Source organism: Pseudomonas oplopanacis (assembly GCF_057128725.1).
In genome coordinates, this window is record NZ_JBSKHV010000003.1 from 138,139 (window position 1) to 154,420 (window position 16,282).

A 16,282-nucleotide genomic window follows, 5' to 3' on the forward strand; every position below is an offset into this window, starting at 1 on the left:
CCGTCGCTTACGATCCGACCCCCGAGAAATCGGGATTATTCAGCCGGCGGCACGTAGCCGTCAGCCTTGGCGTATTCCTCGCCGGAGAAGTACTTGTCCATCTCGCCCTGAAGATATTTGCGGTCTTCGGCGTTCATCATGTTCAGGCGCTTTTCGTTGATCAGCAGGGTCTGGTGCTTTTGCCAGTCGGCCCAGGCCTTGGCCGAGACGTGGTCAAAAATGTCCTGGCCTTTGGCGCCCGGGAAGGGAGCGCGTTCGAGGGCGGGCAATTCTTCTTTGTACTTGCGGCACATGATGGTGCGGGTCATGACGACTCTCCTGCGTTCAATACGGCGGCCGCGCGTTCGAGCAAGGTTTTGACCGGGGCGGCAAGGCCCAGGCGCGGCGGGGTGGCGAGGTTATACCAGAGCCAGTCGGCCTCGGCCACGTGATGGCCGGCCTCCTGGACATGGACCAGCCAGGGTTCGATGGACAATTGGAAATGGCTGAACGTATGCACAAGGCTTGGCAGTGCCTGTTGGCTGCCCAGTTCCAGTGAGTGCTGCGCGGCCAGATGTTGCAGGTCGTCGAGGTCATCGAGCTCCGGCAAACTCCACAGACCGCCCCACAGGCCCGTGGAAGGCCGGCGGTAAAGCAAAATCGCGCCTTCCCCGTTGGCGAGCATCGGCATCAGCGTGCGCTTCTGTGGCACGGTTTTACGCGGTTTGGGGATGGGGTAGCGGGTTTCGAGGCCGAGCATGTGCGCTTCGCAGCCCTTTTCCAGCGGGCAGAGCAGGCAACTCGGCTTGCTGCGCGTACACAGCGTGGCGCCCAGATCCATCATCGCCTGGGTGTAGGCGTTGACCCGATCATGCGGCGTAAAGCGCTCAGCGTTCGCCCACAGCTGTTTGGCGACCTTCGGCTCCCCCGGATAACCCTCTTGCGCAGTAAAGCGCGCCAGGACGCGTTTAACGTTGCCATCGAGGATCGGTGCCCGCAGGCCCATGCTCAGGCTGGCGATGGCGCCGGCCGTGGACAGGCCGATGCCCGGCAGTTCAACCAGTTTTTCAACATCGCGAGGAAATTCGCCGCCGTATTCAGCGACGACAATTTTTGCGGTCTTCTGCAGATTGCGTGCGCGGGTGTAATAACCGAGGCCGGTCCACAGGTGCAGCACTTCGTCTTCCGGCGCAGCGGCCAGGGCTTCGACCGTTGGCAACGAAGCCATGAAGCGGTCGAAGTAATTCAACACGGTGCTGACCTGGGTTTGCTGCAACATGATTTCCGAGACCCACACCCGATACGGCGTGATGCCCTGTTGCCAAGGCAAATCGTGGCGGCCGTGGCGGTCGTACCAATCCAGCACCGCCGTTGAAAACTGCTCGGATCTCATCGCTTGAACAGCCCCTTCAATGCGTTTTTCAATTCAGGACTGACCTTGTCGCCCAGCTTCTCGTCGATTTTTTCGCTGATCTTGTCGCCGGCCATTTTGCTCGCGACCTGACCCATGCGTTCGTTATCCAGACGGCAGGCCTTGGCGCCGAGCTCCAGCGGACCCCGGCAACGCAGCGGCCACTCGACACCGACAAACTTGTCGCCGACCTGGCAGGCCGGGTCCGGCATGGCGCTGGTGTCGCCTTCGACGATGATGCCGACGCGGTAATCCATGCCCAGCACGCGCAGGTCGACGTCGCCGTCGCCATTCACGGTCATGCCCGGAATGCGCACTTTCAGGTCCGGGTTGCTGGCCACGCCGTTACGGAAGGTCAGGTTGCCCTTGAGTTCCTGGAACGGAGTGTCCTTGCCCCGCGGCTCGCCGCTGAGGGTTTTGCGGTTCAGGGTGGCGATGCCTTTGCACAGCTGTTGTTCAAGGTTGGCATTGAGCAGCACGCCGTTGTTGATGACGAAACTGGCGGTACCGTTGAGGCTGTCGATCAGCGCTTTCTGGCTGTTGCCGCTGCCGGTCAGCGCACTGTTGAGTGTCACCAGGCCTTTGACCGGTGGATTCTTGCCTTGGCTTTCGAGGATTTTTTCCACCGGCACTTTGCTGATGCGCGTCTGCATGTTCAGCGCAGGAACCTCCTGGCGCACATCGAGGGTGCCCTTGGCTTCGAAGTTGCCCTCGTACAGATCGCCGCGCAGGTTCTCCAGGGTCAGCAGGCCGCCCTGGCCGCTGGCCTTGAGCGCTGCGTTGTTGATCGGCAGCTTGTCGAGGGTCAACTGGCCAAAGGTCAGGTCGGCGTCCACGTCGAGTTTGCTCAAGCGCTCGACCGGCAACAGGCGTTCGGTGCTCCACGCTGTCTTGGTCGGCGACTCCGGCAGCGGTGTGCTGCCTGCGCCGGCCATGGCGTCGGCCTCGGTGCTGGCGACTTCGGCCTGACGCACTTGTGTCGCACTGTTGGCTTCGGCGGATTTCGGTGGCAGATAACGATCGACGTTGAACGTGTCAGCCTTGAGGGCTGCGCGTAGCGATTGCTTGGCAAAGTCTTCGACAGCGATGCGGCCGCTGAAGGTGCTGCCGTCGATTTTCAGGTTGATGTTGTCGAACGACACGCTGGTCGGTGTGCCGGCCACACGGCTGGCCAGTTCGACGTTGCTCAGGCTGCCTTCGGCCATCGCCGGCAATTTCTGGCCGATGCTGTCGACAAATTTCGCCAGGTCGAACTGGGCAATCGAAATGCCGCCACTGATCTGCGGAGTCTTGTCGAGGTCGTTGACCTTGAGTTCACCCAGTGCACGCAGTTGGTTGGCGGAAATCTTGATGCCGGTCCATTCGGCGACGTTCGCCGCTTTATCCAGCAGCAATTGCCCTTGAGCGGCGAAGGTCATGGTCTTGCCCTGCAGCGGATCACCCGCGACTTCGCCGGACAGTTTCATGTCTTCAAACTTGTAGCGCTGCAAGGCGCGTTCGAAACGCAGCTCGCCATTGAGCTCGGTGCGCACCCGCAGGACCGGTTGATTGGTGCCGAGGAACGCGGTGAGTTTGACGGGAATATTGGTCGAGTCGTGGACCGGGCCGGTGCTGAGCTGAATGCTCTCGGCGCTGAACTGCTTGCCCGTCTGCTCGTCGTTGTACTCAACGCGGGCGTTATTGACGGTCAGGCTGTCGATGTCCAGGCGAGCGGGCTGAGGCGGCTTTTCCACTTGAACGGTGGCTTCTGGTGCGGGTTCGCCAAGCGTCGCCGGAGTCGTGGCCGAAGTGGCTGGCGCCGGGACCTTGCCGACGTCCTGCCAGTTGCCATGGCCGTCCTTGTCGCGGGTCAGGCGCAGGTTCAGGCCTTCGACGCGGACATCGCTCATTTGCACTTCGCGGCGCAGCAGCGGCAACACGCGCACTGACAGGCCAAGCATCTGCAAGTCGGCGAACGGCTCGGTCGGCTTGACCAGGGTCGCGACACTGGCGTCGTGCAACTCCAGGCCCAGCCACGGGAACAGGCTCCAGCCGATGTCGCCATTGAGCGTCAGCTCGATGTGGGCCTTGTCGCGGGCAATCTGGCGAATCTCGTCTTTATAGTCGTTGGGATCGAAGAGGTGGGTCAGGGCAAAGCCCAGCGCCACAATGATCAGCAACAGCCCGAGAAGCACCAGACCCAGGATTTTGCCGAACGCTTTCATGGGCGAGTCCTTGTAGTTAGTCGAATTCGAAATTTAGCCGGGGAGTATAGCGCTCCGCAGCGGACGACCGGTCAGGCGATCACGCGGGCAGTACATCCAGCGGCAGTTTCAGCTTGGCTGCCAGGGCCTGAGCTTCAAGATGCCCGGCGGGAGCCAGCAGGCGCAGGGTGGCGCCGGATTCAGAGGCCATTTTCTGCGCTTCGTTCACCAGACGCTCGGCGACGCCACGGCGCCGGGTAATTTTTCGTACGCAAAGTTGGGACAAGTGCCAAACGTCCGGGTGCCGTTGCAAACGCGCGGCGCCCAGCAGCCGATCATTGAAGCGTCCGGCGATCAGCGAACCGTCCCGCAAACAGCTTTCGATCAGCTGTACATCCCCGGAAAACGGGGCGTACAGCCAGTCTGGAGCGTCGCGGTAAATTTTTTGCAGATCCTGCTGATCCTGATAAGTGACCTCGTTCAGCGGTTCGACAATGATCGGCATGGCGTCTCCTAAAAGAGGTACGAGAACAGATGACTTACAAAAGGTGATATCAGTTTGGTTTTTCTGTCACGTGCAAATGGTAACCTTTGCCCGTTCGTCCGTCCCGCTGCGACCAGATGTCGCACAAAAAGGCACTTCACCCAACAAAACGGTCATGCGTGCGCATAAAGGTCGGGGGTGAGGAGTGGCTGGCGAACCCTACTAATAATTGGGGGATACACAATGACTACGAGCATCACGGCGGACGGCCTCAACGCCGGCCAGCCTGCGTTCCTGTCCAAGGAACGGATCATCGCCAAGCCCGGTTTCAACCGTTGGCTGGTACCACCGGCTGCGTTGGCCATCCACCTTTGCATCGGCATGGCCTACGGCTTTTCGGTGTTCTGGTTGCCACTGTCCAAAGCCTTGGGCGTGACCAAGCCGGTGGCTTGTGCGCCGGACATGAGCTTCATCTCGCAGGTTTTCTCCTCGCAATGCGACTGGCCGATCTCGATGCTCGGCTGGATCTACACCCTGTTCTTCATCTTCCTCGGCTGCTCGGCAGCGATCTGGGGCGGCTGGCTGGAACACGCCGGGCCGCGCAAGGCTGGTGTTGTATCGGCGCTGTGCTGGTGCGGTGGTCTGCTGATTTCGGCGCTGGGGATCTATACCCACCAGATTTGGCTGATGTGGGTCGGCTCCGGGGTCATTGGCGGTATCGGCCTTGGGTTGGGCTATATCTCGCCGGTTTCGACGCTGATCAAATGGTTCCCGGACAAGCGCGGCATGGCGACCGGCATGGCGATCATGGGTTTCGGTGGTGGCGCGATGGTCGGTGCTCCGCTGGCCGCAGCCCTTATGGGCCATTTCGCTTCGGCAGAAAGCGTGGGCGTATGGCAGAGCTTCCTGGTGATGGCCGCGATCTACTTCGTGTTCATGATCGGTGGCGCACTGTCCTACCGCGTTCCGCCAACTGGCTGGAAGCCTGAGGGCTGGACCGCTCCGGCGAAAAAAGCCTCGAATGCGATGATCACTCACCGTCACGTTCACGTGAATGTGGCGTGGAAAACTCCGCAGTTCCGTCTGGTGTGGCTGGTGCTGTGCCTGAATGTGTCCGCCGGTATCGGCATTCTCGGCATGGCGTCGCCGCTGTTGCAGGAAGTGTTCGGCGGCAAATTGATCGGCGTGGACCTGCCATTCGGTCAACTGGACGCCGGGCAACTGGCTTCGATTGCGGCGATTGCTGCCGGCTTCACCGGTTTGCTGAGCCTGTTTAACATCGGTGGCCGGTTCTTCTGGGCCTCGTTCTCGGACTACCTGGGTCGCAAAAACACCTATTTCGTATTCTTCGCCCTGGGCTTTGCCCTGTATGGACTGATTCCAAACCTTGGTCATCTGGGCAGCGTTGCGCTGTTCGTGGCGGCGTTCTGCATCATCCTGTCGATGTACGGCGGTGGTTTTGCGACGGTCCCGGCGTATCTGGCGGACCTGTTCGGTACGCAAATGGTCGGCGCGATCCACGGTCGTCTGTTGACGGCATGGGCAGCGGCGGGCGTGTTGGGTCCGGTGTTGGTGAACTACCTGCGTGAGTATCAGCTGAGCATCGGCGTTGAACGCGCCGCCGCTTATGACATCACCTTGTACATCCTCGCCGGCCTGCTGGTGCTGGGTTTCCTGTGCAACCTGCTGGTGCGTCCAGTGGCTGACAAGTACTTCATGACCGACGCTGAACTGGCTGCCGAACAGGCGCTGGGCCACGACAAAGGTGCTGACAGCAGCACCGTGCTGGAGTGGAAAGCTGCGCCGGGCACCAAGCCGTTGGCGGTGGCTGCATGGCTGGTGGTGGGTATTCCGTTGGCGTGGGGTGTTTGGGTGACTCTGCAAAAGACCGCAGTGTTGTTCCACTAAGTTAAGTAAACGCATCACCCCTTGTGGGAGCGAGCCTGCTCGCGAATGCGGTCTGACAGTCGACAGAGATGTTGAATGTGACGGCCACTTCGCGAGCAGGCTCGCTCCCACATTTGTTTTGTGGTGTGTGCAAATGGCTTGTATGGACATGTCTATCCCCGACAACACGGGGTTCTGTCCGTCAGCGATATCACCTCTCGTGTTTCTGTTTCGGCGTCGCGTGCCTATAATGGCTGCCTTTTTCGCCCAATGATTTTGCGGAGCTGGTGATGGCCGAACGTAAGGCGTCAGTCGAGCGCGACACTCTGGAAACCCAGATCAAAGCCTCGATCAACCTGGATGGCACCGGAAAGGCCCGATTTGATATCGGTGTTCCTTTTCTTGAGCACATGCTGGACCAGATCGCCCGTCACGGGCTGATCGACCTGGATATTGTCAGCAAGGGCGACCTGCATATCGACGACCACCACACAGTGGAAGACGTCGGTATCACCCTGGGTCAGGCCTTCGCCAAAGCCATCGGCGACAAGAAAGGCATCCGTCGCTACGGCCACGCCTACGTGCCGCTCGATGAAGCGCTGTCGCGCGTGGTGATCGACTTCTCCGGCCGCCCAGGCCTGCAGATGCATGTGCCGTATACCCGCGCTACCGTCGGTGGTTTCGACGTTGACCTGTTCCAGGAATTCTTCCAGGGCTTCGTCAACCACGCGCTGGTCAGCCTGCACATCGACAACCTGCGTGGCACCAACACCCACCACCAGATCGAAACCGTGTTCAAGGCTTTCGGCCGCGCCCTGCGCATGGCCGTTGAGCTCGATGACCGCATGGCCGGTCAGATGCCGTCGACCAAAGGCGTTCTGTAATGCAGACGGTCGCGGTTATCGATTACGGCATGGGCAACCTGCACTCGGTGGCCAAGGCCCTCGAGCACGTCGGTGCCGGCAAGGTCCTGATCACCAGCGATGCCGACGTGATACGCGAAGCCGACCGGGTGGTGTTTCCCGGCGTCGGCGCGATTCGCGATTGCATGGCGGAGATCCGTCGCCTGGGCTTCGACTCGCTGGTGCGAGAAGTCAGCCAGGACCGCCCGTTCCTCGGCATCTGCGTGGGCATGCAAGCCTTGCTCGACAGCAGTGAAGAGAACGACGGTGTCGACTGCATCGGCCTGTTCCCCGGCGCGGTGAAGTTCTTCGGCAAAGACCTGCATGAAGACGGCGAACACTTGAAAGTCCCGCACATGGGCTGGAACGAAGTGAAGCAGACGGTCACGCATCCGCTGTGGCACAACATTCCGGACCTGGCGCGTTTCTACTTCGTGCACAGCTACTACATCGCTGCCGGCAATGCGCGGCAGGTGGTGGGCGGCGGTCACTACGGTGTCGATTTCGCCGCGGCGCTGGCCGATGGCTCGCGTTTCGCCGTGCAGTTCCACCCGGAGAAGAGCCATACCCACGGCCTGCAATTACTGCAGAACTTCGCCGCGTGGGATGGTCGCTGGTAAATGGCCGTCAAGAAGAAGCCACCGATCCTGACCCTCACTCCTGAACAGGAGAACGAGGCCAACCAGAAGATCAAACGCTTCATGGAGGATCGCTTCGAACTGGACCTGGGTTCGTTCGAAGCGGCCGAAATCCTTGAGCTGTTTACCCGTGAAATTGCTCCGCACTATTACAACAGGGCGATTTTCGATGTGCAGACGCACCTCAAAGAGAGGTTCGAAAGCATCGAAAGCGACTTGTGGGCGCTCGAGAAAAACTGATTTCCGAGCGAAGCTGAATACTCGAATTTGAAGGTTTGCCAGATGCTGATTATTCCCGCTATCGATCTCAAAGACGGTGCCTGTGTTCGTCTGCGCCAGGGCCGCATGGAAGATTCCACAGTGTTCTCCGATGACCCGGTGAGCATGGCTGCCAAGTGGGTGGAGGGCGGTTGCCGTCGTTTGCATCTGGTCGACCTGAACGGCGCTTTCGAAGGCCAGCCAGTCAATGGCGAAGTGGTCACCGCCATCGCCAAGCGCTACCCGAACCTGCCGATCCAGATCGGCGGCGGTATCCGCTCGCTGGAAACCATCGAGCACTACGTCAAGGCCGGCGTGAGCTACGTGATCATCGGCACCAAAGCCGTGAAGGACCCGGCCTTCGTCGCTGAAGCTTGCCGCGCGTTTCCGGGCAAAGTGATTGTCGGCCTGGATGCCAAGGATGGTTTTGTCGCCACCGACGGCTGGGCTGAAATCAGCACCGTTCAGGTGATCGACCTGGCCAAGCAATTCGAAGCCGACGGCGTGTCCGCGATCGTTTATACCGACATCGCCAAAGACGGCATGATGCAGGGCTGCAACGTACCGTTCACCGCCGCGCTGGCCGCTGCCACGCGCATTCCGGTGATCGCTTCCGGTGGTATTCACAACCTCGGTGACATCAAGTCGCTGCTCGACGCCAAGGCGCCAGGCATCATCGGCGCGATCACCGGCCGGGCGATCTACGAAGGCACCCTCGACGTCGCTGAAGCGCAAGCTTTCTGCGATTCGTACAAAGGCTGAGGACTGACCATGGCGCTGGCCAAACGCATCATCCCTTGCCTGGACGTGGACAACGGCCGGGTCGTCAAAGGTGTGAAGTTCGAGAACATTCGCGACGCCGGTGACCCGGTGGAAATCGCCCGTCGTTACGACGAGCAGGGCGCTGACGAGATTACCTTTCTCGACATCACTGCCAGCGTCGACGGTCGCGATACCACGTTGCATACCGTCGAGCGCATGGCCAGCCAGGTGTTCATCCCGCTGACCGTGGGTGGTGGCGTGCGCACCGTGCAGGACATTCGCAACTTGCTGAATGCCGGCGCGGACAAGGTTTCGATCAACACCGCTGCGGTGTTCAATCCGGAATTTGTGGGCGAGGCGGCGCAGCATTTCGGTTCGCAGTGCATCGTGGTTGCCATCGATGCGAAGAAGGTCTCCGGCCCGGGCGAAACCCCGCGCTGGGAAATCTTCACCCATGGCGGCCGCAAGCCTACCGGCCTCGACGCTGTTGAATGGGCGAAGAAAATGGAAGGCCTTGGTGCCGGCGAAATCCTGCTGACCAGCATGGACCAGGACGGCATGAAAAACGGCTTCGACCTGGGCGTGACACGCGCCATCAGCGATGCGCTGGGCATTCCGGTGATCGCCTCTGGCGGCGTCGGCAACCTGCAGCACTTGGCCGACGGCATCCTCGAAGGCCACGCCAGCGCGGTACTCGCGGCGAGTATTTTCCACTTCGGCGAATACACCGTGCAGGAAGCCAAGGCCTACATGGCCCATCGCGGCATCGTGATGCGCTAAACAAACGATACAGGCCAGTGGACATCATGGCGGGCTCAAGGCACTCTTGGGTACGCCATGGATTTCGGTAGCCAGACATGCTCAAACGCCTTCTTCTTGTCCTCGCCAGCGCCTCTCTGTTGTTTATCAGCGGAGCGCGTGCCGCAGAAAGTCCCGACACTGACATGGTGTTGCTGACGGAAAACTTCCCGCCGTACAACATGGCGAAGAACGGCAAAAACTTCGCTCAAGACGAGAACATCAACGGCATCGCCGTCGACATCGTCCGCGAGATGTTCAAACGTGCCGACATCACTTACAGCCTGACGCTACGTTTCCCTTGGGAGCGAATCTACAAACTCGCGTTGGAAAAGCCCGGTTACGGCGTGTTCGTGATGGCGCGTTTGCCCGACCGCGAGAAGCTCTTCAAGTGGGTTGGCCCGATTGGCCCGGATGACTGGATCATGCTGGCCAAGGCTGACAGCAAGATCAGCCTTGAAACGCTGGATGACGCGCGCAAATACAAGATTGGCGCGTACAAAGGTGATGCGATTGCCGAGACGCTGGGCAAGCAGGGATTGAATCCGATCGTGGTGCTGCGCGATCAGGACAACGCGAAGAAGTTGGTTAGCGGCCAGATCGACTTGTGGGCCACCGGTGACCCGGCCGGGCGTTACCTGGCGCGACAGGAAGGCGTGAATGGTCTGAAAACCGTGTTGCGCTTCAACAGCGCCGAGTTGTATCTGGCGTTGAACAAAGACGTGCCGGACGAGATGGTCGCCAAGCTTCAGGCCGCGCTGGATCAGTTGCGTAAGGAAGGCAAGGTGGACGAGATCATGGCGCGGTATCTCTGATACCCATTGATCAAAAATGTGGGAGTGAGCCTGCTCGCGATGAGGGCGTGTCAGTCGACATCATTGTTGGCTGACATACCGCTTTCGCGAGCAGGCTCGCTCCCACAGGTTTTATTAGGGTAGCGGCTCAGCGGTAGACGCCATCCTTGCCATGGGCCGCCGTCGCGCGGTTACCCCGCACACTGATCATCTGCTTGATATCAATCCACTCAATTCCTTGAGCCTTCAGCTTCGGCAACTCGCGCTCCAGCACCGCCAGTGTCTGCGGATAAGGATGCCCGATCATCACCGCTGAACCCTGTTTTCGCGCCAGGCTGATCGCCGTCTGTAGTTGCGTGAAGATGGCCGCCTCGGTGCGTTCGTCATCCAGGAACACATCCCGCGAAACACTCGCCAACCCGATTTTCTGCGCCTCGGCAGCAGCGACGGTTTGCGCGCTGGTACGGCTGTCGACGAAGAATTTGTGGCGTTGCTGCAAGTCCGCCATCAACCAGGCCATGGCCGGTTGCTGTGCGGTCATGCGGCTGCCCATATGGTTGTTGATGCCCGCGGTGTAGGGCACGACCTTGAATGCCGCGTTCAGACGTTTCTCAAGTTCTTCAATGGGCAATTCGGGGTGCCAGGCAAACGGGCCGTTGGCCGGGTCCATGGGCATGTGCAGGATGACGATTTTGCCGGCGCGATGGGCTTCGCGCGCGAACTCGGTGGCGTGGGGTGTGTCAGGCATGATCGCCGTGGTCACCGGGCCGGGCAGGGCCAGCACGCGGCGATCCCGGGGCAGGTTCTGCCCCAGGTCATCGATGATCAGGCTGAGATAAGCTTTTTGAGGGGCCGTGTCGACGGGGGCTGCGTGAGCAACACCCGCCAGGCAGAGCAATAAACCCAGGATAAACCGCTGAAACATCTCAGCGGCCGGACGTGATGCTCAACCCTTTGAGCAGGCTCAAGGCCTGGGCCAACTGGTAATCATCATCCTGCGGCATGGCCTTGGGTTTGCCGCTGGAACTGGTCGGCTTGTCGGCACCGCCGTTGCCATTGCCCAGGTGACCTTGCAGGTCGGCTTCCTTGAAGTACTCGCTGTCCTGCTCGTTGGTGATCTTGGCCTTGCGCACTTCGATGTCCGGAACGATGCCCTGGGCCTGAATCGAGCGGCCGTTCGGCGTGAAGTACAACGCAGTGGTGATCTTCAGTGCGCGGTCGTTGTTCAGCGGCAGCACGGTTTGCACCGAGCCCTTGCCGAAACTGGTGGTGCCCATCAGCACCGCGCGCTTCTGATCCTGCAAGGCACCGGCCACAATCTCGGACGCCGAGGCACTGCCGCCGTTGATCAGCACGACCATTGGCACGGCTTCGCTTTCGTCCTTGCCGGTCGCGGAGAAGCGCAGCTCGGAATTGGCGATACGGCCTTTGGTGTAGACGATCAGGCCCTTCTTGATGAAGTGATCGACCACTTCCACTGCGGACTGCAGCACGCCACCCGGGTTGTTACGCAGGTCGAGGATGATGCCGTTGAGCTTCTTGCCGTTTTCCTTGCGCAGTTTGGCCAGGGCCTGGGAGACCTCTTCGCCGGTCTTGACCTGGAACTGCGTAATGCGGATGTAGCCGTAGCCGGATTCCAGCAGCTGCGACTTCACGCTCTTCACTTGAATGATCGCGCGGGCCAGGGTGACGTCGAACGGCGTACCGCCATCGCGCACCAGGGTCAGGGTGATTTTCTGGCCGATCTTGCCGCGCATCTTGTCCACGGCTTCGGTCATGCTCTGGCCGCGAGTCGGCTGGCCGTTGATCTTGACGATGAAGTCGCCGGCCTGGATGCCTGCCTTGGAGGCGGGTGTGTCATCGATCGGCGAAACCACCTTGATGAAACCGTCTTCGGCGCCGACTTCGATCCCCAGGCCACCGAATTCACCGCTGGTGCTTTCCTGCAGTTCGGCGAAGTCTTCCGGGCCCAGGTAGGCGGAGTGCGGATCGAGGTTGCTGAGCATGCCTTTGATGGCGTTTTCCAGCAGGGTCTTGTCGTCCACTGGTTCGACATAGGCCGCTTTGATCCGGTCCATGACCTCGGCAAAGGTGCGCAATTCTTCCAGCGGCAACGGTGCCTTGGTCGTCGCGGCAGTGCCCGCAGGCGCGACTGCCGGGGCCGGTTGAGCGGCGAACGCCAGAGGCGCGCCGATCACCAGGGCGATCGTCAGGGCCAGCGAGGTAAGGCGGGACAAATGCAGCATGTCTAACGAACTCCTGAAATTAGGTAGCGTGCTTATCCTTGCGCGCGACACCATTGCGCCGGATCACTCGGGTGACCCTGCTGACGAATTGCGAAATACAGTGCTGGTGTGTCCTGCCCGCCGCTGTTACCGACAGTGGAGATGGACTCACCGGCTTTTACCACGTCACCCGCAGACTTGAGCAGCGTCTGGTTGTGACCATAAAGACTCAAAAAACCGTTGCCGTGGTCGAGAATCACCAGCAGCCCGGCGCCACGCAACCAGTCGGCAAACACTACACGACCGCCATGCACGGCATGCACCTGGCTGCCGGCGGAAGCGCTGATCATCACGCCGTCCCATTTGGTGCGGGCATCGTCGCCACGGGATTCGCCGAAGCGTGCCAACAGTCGACCATCAACCGGCCAGGGAAGTTTTCCCCGAGTTGACGCGAAAGGGCCGCCAAAGGTCTCGCCTGAACTTGAAACCAGTGCGCCGGGTGTCGATTTAACCGGTTTGCGTGGGGCGTCGGTGGTCTCTGCGTCTGCAGCCGCCTGGGCCTCACGTAAACGCTTTTTTTCGGCTTCCTGCTGGGCGATCAGCGCTTTTTGCCGCGCTTCTTCTGCCTCACGGGCCTGGCGAGCCAAGGTTTCTTCAATGGTTTTAAGGACTTTAGACAGGTCTGCCTGATCTTGCTCGCGGGATGCCAGTTTCTGGTCGCGGGCCTTTACGTCGTCGCTGAGCTTGGCCAGGACTTGCTGGCGTTCCTTGCGGACTTTGTCGAGTTCATCACGCTGAGTGTCGAGGCTGCTCTTCTGCACCAGTAACTGCGCCTGTTGGGCGTCGATGTCTTTTTCGACATTGGTCAATTGGCGCAGGGTTTCGTTGAAATTCTTCAGCTGCTCCAGGCGGGCCTGGCTCAGGTAGTCGTAGTAGGTGAGGGTGCGGGCGAATTTTTCCGGGTTCTGCTGGTTCAGCAGCAGCTTCAGGTACTCCTGACGGCCGTTCTGATAGGCCGCTCGGGCCTGAATGGCGATCAGTCGTTGCTGTTCAGTGCGCGCGCTCTGGAGTTTTTTTTTCTCTGCATCGAGTCGCTGCAGCTCGGATTCGCTTTTCTTCAGCTCTTTTTGCAGGGCATCGACCTGCTTCTCGAGCTTGCCCATTTCCGTCTCGGTGCCTTTGAGCTCTTTCTGCACACCGGATTTTTCTTCCTGGAGCTTGCCCAGCAGTTTTTTCAGCTCGGCAATGTCCTGACGCGTGGCGTCCAACTGTTGTTGGGTTTGCTCGCGCTCGTCAGCAAAAGCCGGTTGGAGCAGGCAAGTCAGTGCAAGGGCTATCAGGACGCGGAGCATAGAGGCGGGCGACACCAGGGAAAGGGACGGCCTAGTATGCCCGCCAAGCGTGGCAAAAAAAATGCCCAATTGGGGCTGTGTGATAACTGGAGCAACGTTGCCCCTGAAAACACCCAAAAACCACTGTGGGAGCGAGCCTGCTCGCGAATACGGTGCATCAGGCAACGTTGATGTTGACTGACATTGCGCATTCGCGAGCAGGCTCGCTCCCACGGGGTATAGCTGCGCCTGATAGGCCGGGTTACACCAGAATCGATGTCCCGGTCATTTCCGCCGGTTTTTCCAGGCCCATCAGCATCAGCATGGTCGGTGCCACATCCGCCAGCACGCCGCCTTCACGGACCTTGAGGTCACGCTTGCCGACATAGATGAACGGCACCGGCTCGGTAGTGTGCGCGGTGTGCGCCTGGCCGGTGGATTCATCAGCCATCTGCTCGACGTTGCCGTGGTCGGCAGTGATCAACGCTTCGCCACCGACCTTTTCCAGGGCTTCGACGATGCGGCCGACGCACAGGTCCAGGCATTCAACGGCTTTCACCGCGGCATCAAACACGCCGCTGTGACCCACCATGTCGCCGTTGGCGTAGTTGACCACGATCACGTCGTAACGCTGGTTGTCGATGGCATCGACGATGCGATCGGTGACTTCCGGGGCGCTCATCTCAGGCTGCAAGTCATAGGTGGCGACTTTTGGCGAAGGGATCAGGATGCGTTCTTCGCCCGGGAACGGTTCTTCACGACCGCCGGAGAAGAAGAAGGTCACGTGCGCGTATTTCTCGGTTTCGGCGATGCGCAGTTGCGTCTTGCCGTTTTTCGCCAAGTAGTCGCCCAGTACGTTTTCCAGGCTGCCGGCGGCGAAGGCCGATGGCGCAGGAATGCTCGCGGCGTATTGGGTCAGCATGACGAAACCGGCCAGTTTCGGCTGGCGGCTGCGTTCAAATTCCTTGAAACCGTCTTCGACGAACACGCGAGTCAGCTCACGGGCGCGGTCGGCGCGGAAGTTCATGAACACCACGGCATCGCCGTCTTCGACCTTGACCGGCTCGCCGATGGAGGTGGCTTTGACGAATTCGTCGCTCTCGCCACGGGCGTAAGCGGCTTCCAGACCTTCCTGGGCGGTGGCAGCGTTGAACTCGCCGTTGCCGTCGACAATCAGGTTATAGGCCTGGGACACGCGGTCCCAACGGTTGTCGCGGTCCATGGCGAAGTAACGGCCGATGATGCTGGCAATCCGGCCTTTGCCCAGCGCCTGGAAGGTCGCGTCGAGCAGTTCGATGGACGACTGGGCGCTTTTCGGCGGGGTGTCGCGGCCATCGAGGAAGGCGTGCAGGTAGATTTTTTCAGCGCCGCGCTTGTAGGCCAGTTCCGCCATGGCGATCAAGTGGTCCTGGTGGCTGTGAACGCCGCCATCGGACAGCAGGCCCATGAAATGCACGGCTTTGCCGGCGGCAACGGCTTTATCCACCGCGGCGCAGATTGTCGGATTCTCGAAGAACTCACCGTCGCGGATCGATTTGGTCACGCGGGTGAAGTCCTGATACACCACGCGGCCGGCGCCGAGGTTCATGTGGCCGACTTCAGAGTTGCCCATCTGACCGTCCGGCAGGCCAACGTCCATGCCGCTGCCGGAGATCAGGCCGTTGGGCACGGTGGCCCACAAACGGTCCAGCACGGGCTTCTTCGCGGCAAAGATGGCATTGGATTCAGGGCTCTCACTGTGACCGAAGCCATCGAGAATAATCAGGACCAAAGGTTTAGGCGTGGTAGTCATGGATTCCACTCGTGGCTGAGTTAAAAGAGGGCAATGAAAAAAGGGAGTCGCAGTTTAAAGCGAAGTTCCGGCCACGTCACCGCCGGACGGGGTTTGGCCCACCATAGTGGCTGTGTATACTGGCCGACATTTTAACGCCCTGGAACCTCCTTCGATGGTTGCTCACCTGATTGAATTTGCCACTAACCACTACATTCTTGTCGGTATCTTCGTCGTACTGCTGGCGGCGCTGATTGCCTATCAAATGCAGGGCGGCGGCCGTAGCCTGAGTACCGGTGAACTGACCGGGCTGGTCAACAAGGACGCAGGCGTCGTGATCGACATCCGTTCGAACAAGGACTTCGCCGCCGGTCACATCGTTGGCGCGTTGAACATTCCTCACGACAAACTGACCGCGCGCATCGGCGAACTGGAAAAGCACAAGGCCAAGACCATCATTCTGGTCGACGCCCTGGGCCAGACCGCCGGCACTCATGCCCGCGAACTGATGAAGTCCGGCTTCACCGCCGCCAAGCTCTCCGGTGGTATTTCCAGCTGGAAGGGCGACAACCTGCCGCTGGTGAAGTGATATGAGCAACGTCGTCGTCTATTCCAGCGATTACTGCCCTTACTGCTCGCGAGCCAAGTACCTGCTCGAGAACAAAGGCGTGGCCTTCGAAGAGATCAAGGTCGATGGCAAGCCGCAGGTGCGCGCCGCCATGGCTCAGAAAGCCGGACGTACGTCCGTGCCGCAGATCTGGATCGGCAGCACCCATGTTGGTGGTTGTGATGATTTGTTTGCCCTTGAGCGCGCCGGTAAGCTCGACGCCATGCTCAAGGCCTGAATACCTTCCCTATA

The 16,282-nt window shown here is 60.1% G+C and carries 17 protein-coding genes; 9 read left to right on the forward strand and 8 right to left on the reverse strand.

Annotated features, from left to right (window positions below; all coding sequences use genetic code 11):
• Positions 1-35: 35 nt before the first annotated feature.
• The 4 genes from ACWKV5_RS08620 to ACWKV5_RS08635 all read right to left on the reverse strand — a co-directional run bounded on the left by ACWKV5_RS08620 (position 36) and on the right by ACWKV5_RS08635 (position 4,078).
• A complete protein-coding gene (locus ACWKV5_RS08620; RefSeq protein ID WP_010464608.1) occupies positions 36-308 on the reverse strand; it encodes an oxidative damage protection protein in 273 nt (90 codons plus the stop codon).
• Positions 305-1,372 carry an A/G-specific adenine glycosylase gene (gene mutY / locus ACWKV5_RS08625; protein WP_483840949.1) on the reverse strand — a complete coding sequence of 356 codons (1,068 nt, stop codon included), beginning with the start codon at positions 1,370-1,372 and terminating at the stop codon, positions 305-307. Before mutY ends, ACWKV5_RS08620 begins: the two co-directional genes overlap by 4 nt.
• Positions 1,369-3,594, reverse strand: a complete 2,226-nt coding sequence (locus ACWKV5_RS08630; RefSeq protein ID WP_483840950.1) for an AsmA family protein — start codon at positions 3,592-3,594, stop codon at positions 1,369-1,371. Before ACWKV5_RS08630 ends, mutY begins: the two co-directional genes overlap by 4 nt.
• A 79-nt stretch (positions 3,595-3,673) precedes the next feature.
• A complete protein-coding gene (locus tag ACWKV5_RS08635; protein ID WP_483840951.1) occupies positions 3,674-4,078 on the reverse strand; it encodes an acetyl-CoA sensor PanZ family protein in 405 nt (134 codons plus the stop codon).
• 222 nt (positions 4,079-4,300) lie between these two features.
• On the opposite strand from ACWKV5_RS08635, the gene ACWKV5_RS08640 reads away from it, so the two are divergent.
• From ACWKV5_RS08640 to ACWKV5_RS08670, 7 genes are all read left to right on the forward strand, one after another.
• Complete coding sequence (locus ACWKV5_RS08640) at positions 4,301-5,965, forward strand: OFA family MFS transporter (protein ID WP_483840952.1); 1,665 nt, start codon at positions 4,301-4,303, stop codon at positions 5,963-5,965.
• A gap of 269 nt (positions 5,966-6,234) precedes the next feature.
• Positions 6,235-6,828, forward strand: coding sequence for an imidazoleglycerol-phosphate dehydratase HisB (hisB, locus tag ACWKV5_RS08645; RefSeq protein ID WP_003218037.1), 594 nt, complete (start codon positions 6,235-6,237; stop codon positions 6,826-6,828).
• Entirely contained in the window at positions 6,828-7,466 is a 639-nt protein-coding gene (gene hisH, locus ACWKV5_RS08650; RefSeq protein WP_310266503.1) for an imidazole glycerol phosphate synthase subunit HisH, read from the forward strand. The genes hisB and hisH overlap by 1 nt, the downstream gene beginning before the upstream one ends.
• Complete coding sequence (locus ACWKV5_RS08655; protein WP_050682512.1) at positions 7,467-7,724, forward strand: DUF2164 domain-containing protein; 258 nt, start codon at positions 7,467-7,469, stop codon at positions 7,722-7,724. It begins immediately after the preceding gene.
• A gap of 42 nt (positions 7,725-7,766) precedes the next feature.
• Positions 7,767-8,504: a 1-(5-phosphoribosyl)-5-[(5-phosphoribosylamino)methylideneamino]imidazole-4-carboxamide isomerase gene (gene hisA / locus ACWKV5_RS08660; protein WP_017336056.1), complete on the forward strand. Its 738-nt coding sequence runs from the start codon at positions 7,767-7,769 to the stop codon at positions 8,502-8,504.
• A gap of 9 nt (positions 8,505-8,513) precedes the next feature.
• Positions 8,514-9,284, forward strand: coding sequence for an imidazole glycerol phosphate synthase subunit HisF (gene hisF, locus ACWKV5_RS08665; protein WP_007897430.1), 771 nt, complete (start codon positions 8,514-8,516; stop codon positions 9,282-9,284).
• 77 nt (positions 9,285-9,361) lie between these two features.
• On the forward strand, positions 9,362-10,117 hold the full coding sequence (locus ACWKV5_RS08670) for a substrate-binding periplasmic protein (RefSeq protein ID WP_483840953.1): 756 nt from the start codon (positions 9,362-9,364) through the stop codon (positions 10,115-10,117).
• A 127-nt stretch (positions 10,118-10,244) separates the two neighbouring features.
• Here ACWKV5_RS08670 and ACWKV5_RS08675 read toward each other — a convergent pair whose 3' ends face one another.
• The 4 genes from ACWKV5_RS08675 to gpmI all read right to left on the reverse strand — a co-directional run bounded on the left by ACWKV5_RS08675 (position 10,245) and on the right by gpmI (position 15,444).
• On the reverse strand, positions 10,245-11,021 hold the full coding sequence (locus ACWKV5_RS08675) for a divergent polysaccharide deacetylase family protein (RefSeq protein ID WP_483840954.1): 777 nt from the start codon (positions 11,019-11,021) through the stop codon (positions 10,245-10,247).
• 1 nt (position 11,022) lies between these two features.
• The gene (locus ACWKV5_RS08680; protein ID WP_483840955.1) at positions 11,023-12,342 is read right to left on the reverse strand and encodes a S41 family peptidase; all 1,320 of its coding nucleotides are present in this window, start codon (positions 12,340-12,342) and stop codon (positions 11,023-11,025) included.
• Positions 12,343-12,374: 32 nt separating this feature from the next.
• Positions 12,375-13,673, reverse strand: coding sequence for a murein hydrolase activator EnvC family protein (locus tag ACWKV5_RS08685; protein WP_483840956.1), 1,299 nt, complete (start codon positions 13,671-13,673; stop codon positions 12,375-12,377).
• Positions 13,674-13,914: 241 nt separating this feature from the next.
• Positions 13,915-15,444, reverse strand: coding sequence for a 2,3-bisphosphoglycerate-independent phosphoglycerate mutase (gpmI, locus tag ACWKV5_RS08690; protein ID WP_483840957.1), 1,530 nt, complete (start codon positions 15,442-15,444; stop codon positions 13,915-13,917).
• Positions 15,445-15,598: 154 nt separating this feature from the next.
• Here gpmI and ACWKV5_RS08695 point away from each other — a divergent pair, with 154 nt between their 5' ends.
• Together ACWKV5_RS08695 and grxC are read left to right on the forward strand one after the other, a co-directional pair.
• A complete protein-coding gene (locus ACWKV5_RS08695) occupies positions 15,599-16,012 on the forward strand; it encodes a rhodanese-like domain-containing protein (RefSeq protein WP_027922167.1) in 414 nt (137 codons plus the stop codon).
• Between the two features lies 1 nt (position 16,013).
• Positions 16,014-16,268 carry a glutaredoxin 3 gene (gene grxC, locus ACWKV5_RS08700; protein ID WP_008149430.1) on the forward strand — a complete coding sequence of 85 codons (255 nt, stop codon included), beginning with the start codon at positions 16,014-16,016 and terminating at the stop codon, positions 16,266-16,268.
• Positions 16,269-16,282: the final 14 nt, after the last annotated feature.

What these genes read in the sequence shown, in the direction of transcription:
- ACWKV5_RS08620 (WP_010464608.1), bottom strand. Translation starts at nt 308, where the DNA reads ATGACCCGCACCATCATGTGCCGCAAGTACAAAGAAGAATTGCCCGCC.
- mutY (WP_483840949.1), bottom strand. Translation starts at nt 1,372, where the DNA reads ATGAGATCCGAGCAGTTTTCAACGGCGGTGCTGGATTGGTACGACCGC.
- ACWKV5_RS08630 (WP_483840950.1), bottom strand. Translation starts at nt 3,594, where the DNA reads ATGAAAGCGTTCGGCAAAATCCTGGGTCTGGTGCTTCTCGGGCTGTTG.
- ACWKV5_RS08635 (WP_483840951.1), bottom strand. Translation starts at nt 4,078, where the DNA reads ATGCCGATCATTGTCGAACCGCTGAACGAGGTCACTTATCAGGATCAG.
- ACWKV5_RS08640 (WP_483840952.1), top strand. Translation starts at nt 4,301, where the DNA reads ATGACTACGAGCATCACGGCGGACGGCCTCAACGCCGGCCAGCCTGCG.
- hisB (WP_003218037.1), top strand. Translation starts at nt 6,235, where the DNA reads ATGGCCGAACGTAAGGCGTCAGTCGAGCGCGACACTCTGGAAACCCAG.
- hisH (WP_310266503.1), top strand. Translation starts at nt 6,828, where the DNA reads ATGCAGACGGTCGCGGTTATCGATTACGGCATGGGCAACCTGCACTCG.
- ACWKV5_RS08655 (WP_050682512.1), top strand. Translation starts at nt 7,467, where the DNA reads ATGGCCGTCAAGAAGAAGCCACCGATCCTGACCCTCACTCCTGAACAG.
- hisA (WP_017336056.1), top strand. Translation starts at nt 7,767, where the DNA reads ATGCTGATTATTCCCGCTATCGATCTCAAAGACGGTGCCTGTGTTCGT.
- hisF (WP_007897430.1), top strand. Translation starts at nt 8,514, where the DNA reads ATGGCGCTGGCCAAACGCATCATCCCTTGCCTGGACGTGGACAACGGC.
- ACWKV5_RS08670 (WP_483840953.1), top strand. Translation starts at nt 9,362, where the DNA reads ATGCTCAAACGCCTTCTTCTTGTCCTCGCCAGCGCCTCTCTGTTGTTT.
- ACWKV5_RS08675 (WP_483840954.1), bottom strand. Translation starts at nt 11,021, where the DNA reads ATGTTTCAGCGGTTTATCCTGGGTTTATTGCTCTGCCTGGCGGGTGTT.
- ACWKV5_RS08680 (WP_483840955.1), bottom strand. Translation starts at nt 12,342, where the DNA reads ATGCTGCATTTGTCCCGCCTTACCTCGCTGGCCCTGACGATCGCCCTG.
- ACWKV5_RS08685 (WP_483840956.1), bottom strand. Translation starts at nt 13,673, where the DNA reads ATGCTCCGCGTCCTGATAGCCCTTGCACTGACTTGCCTGCTCCAACCG.
- gpmI (WP_483840957.1), bottom strand. Translation starts at nt 15,444, where the DNA reads ATGACTACCACGCCTAAACCTTTGGTCCTGATTATTCTCGATGGCTTC.
- ACWKV5_RS08695 (WP_027922167.1), top strand. Translation starts at nt 15,599, where the DNA reads ATGGTTGCTCACCTGATTGAATTTGCCACTAACCACTACATTCTTGTC.
- grxC (WP_008149430.1), top strand. Translation starts at nt 16,014, where the DNA reads ATGAGCAACGTCGTCGTCTATTCCAGCGATTACTGCCCTTACTGCTCG.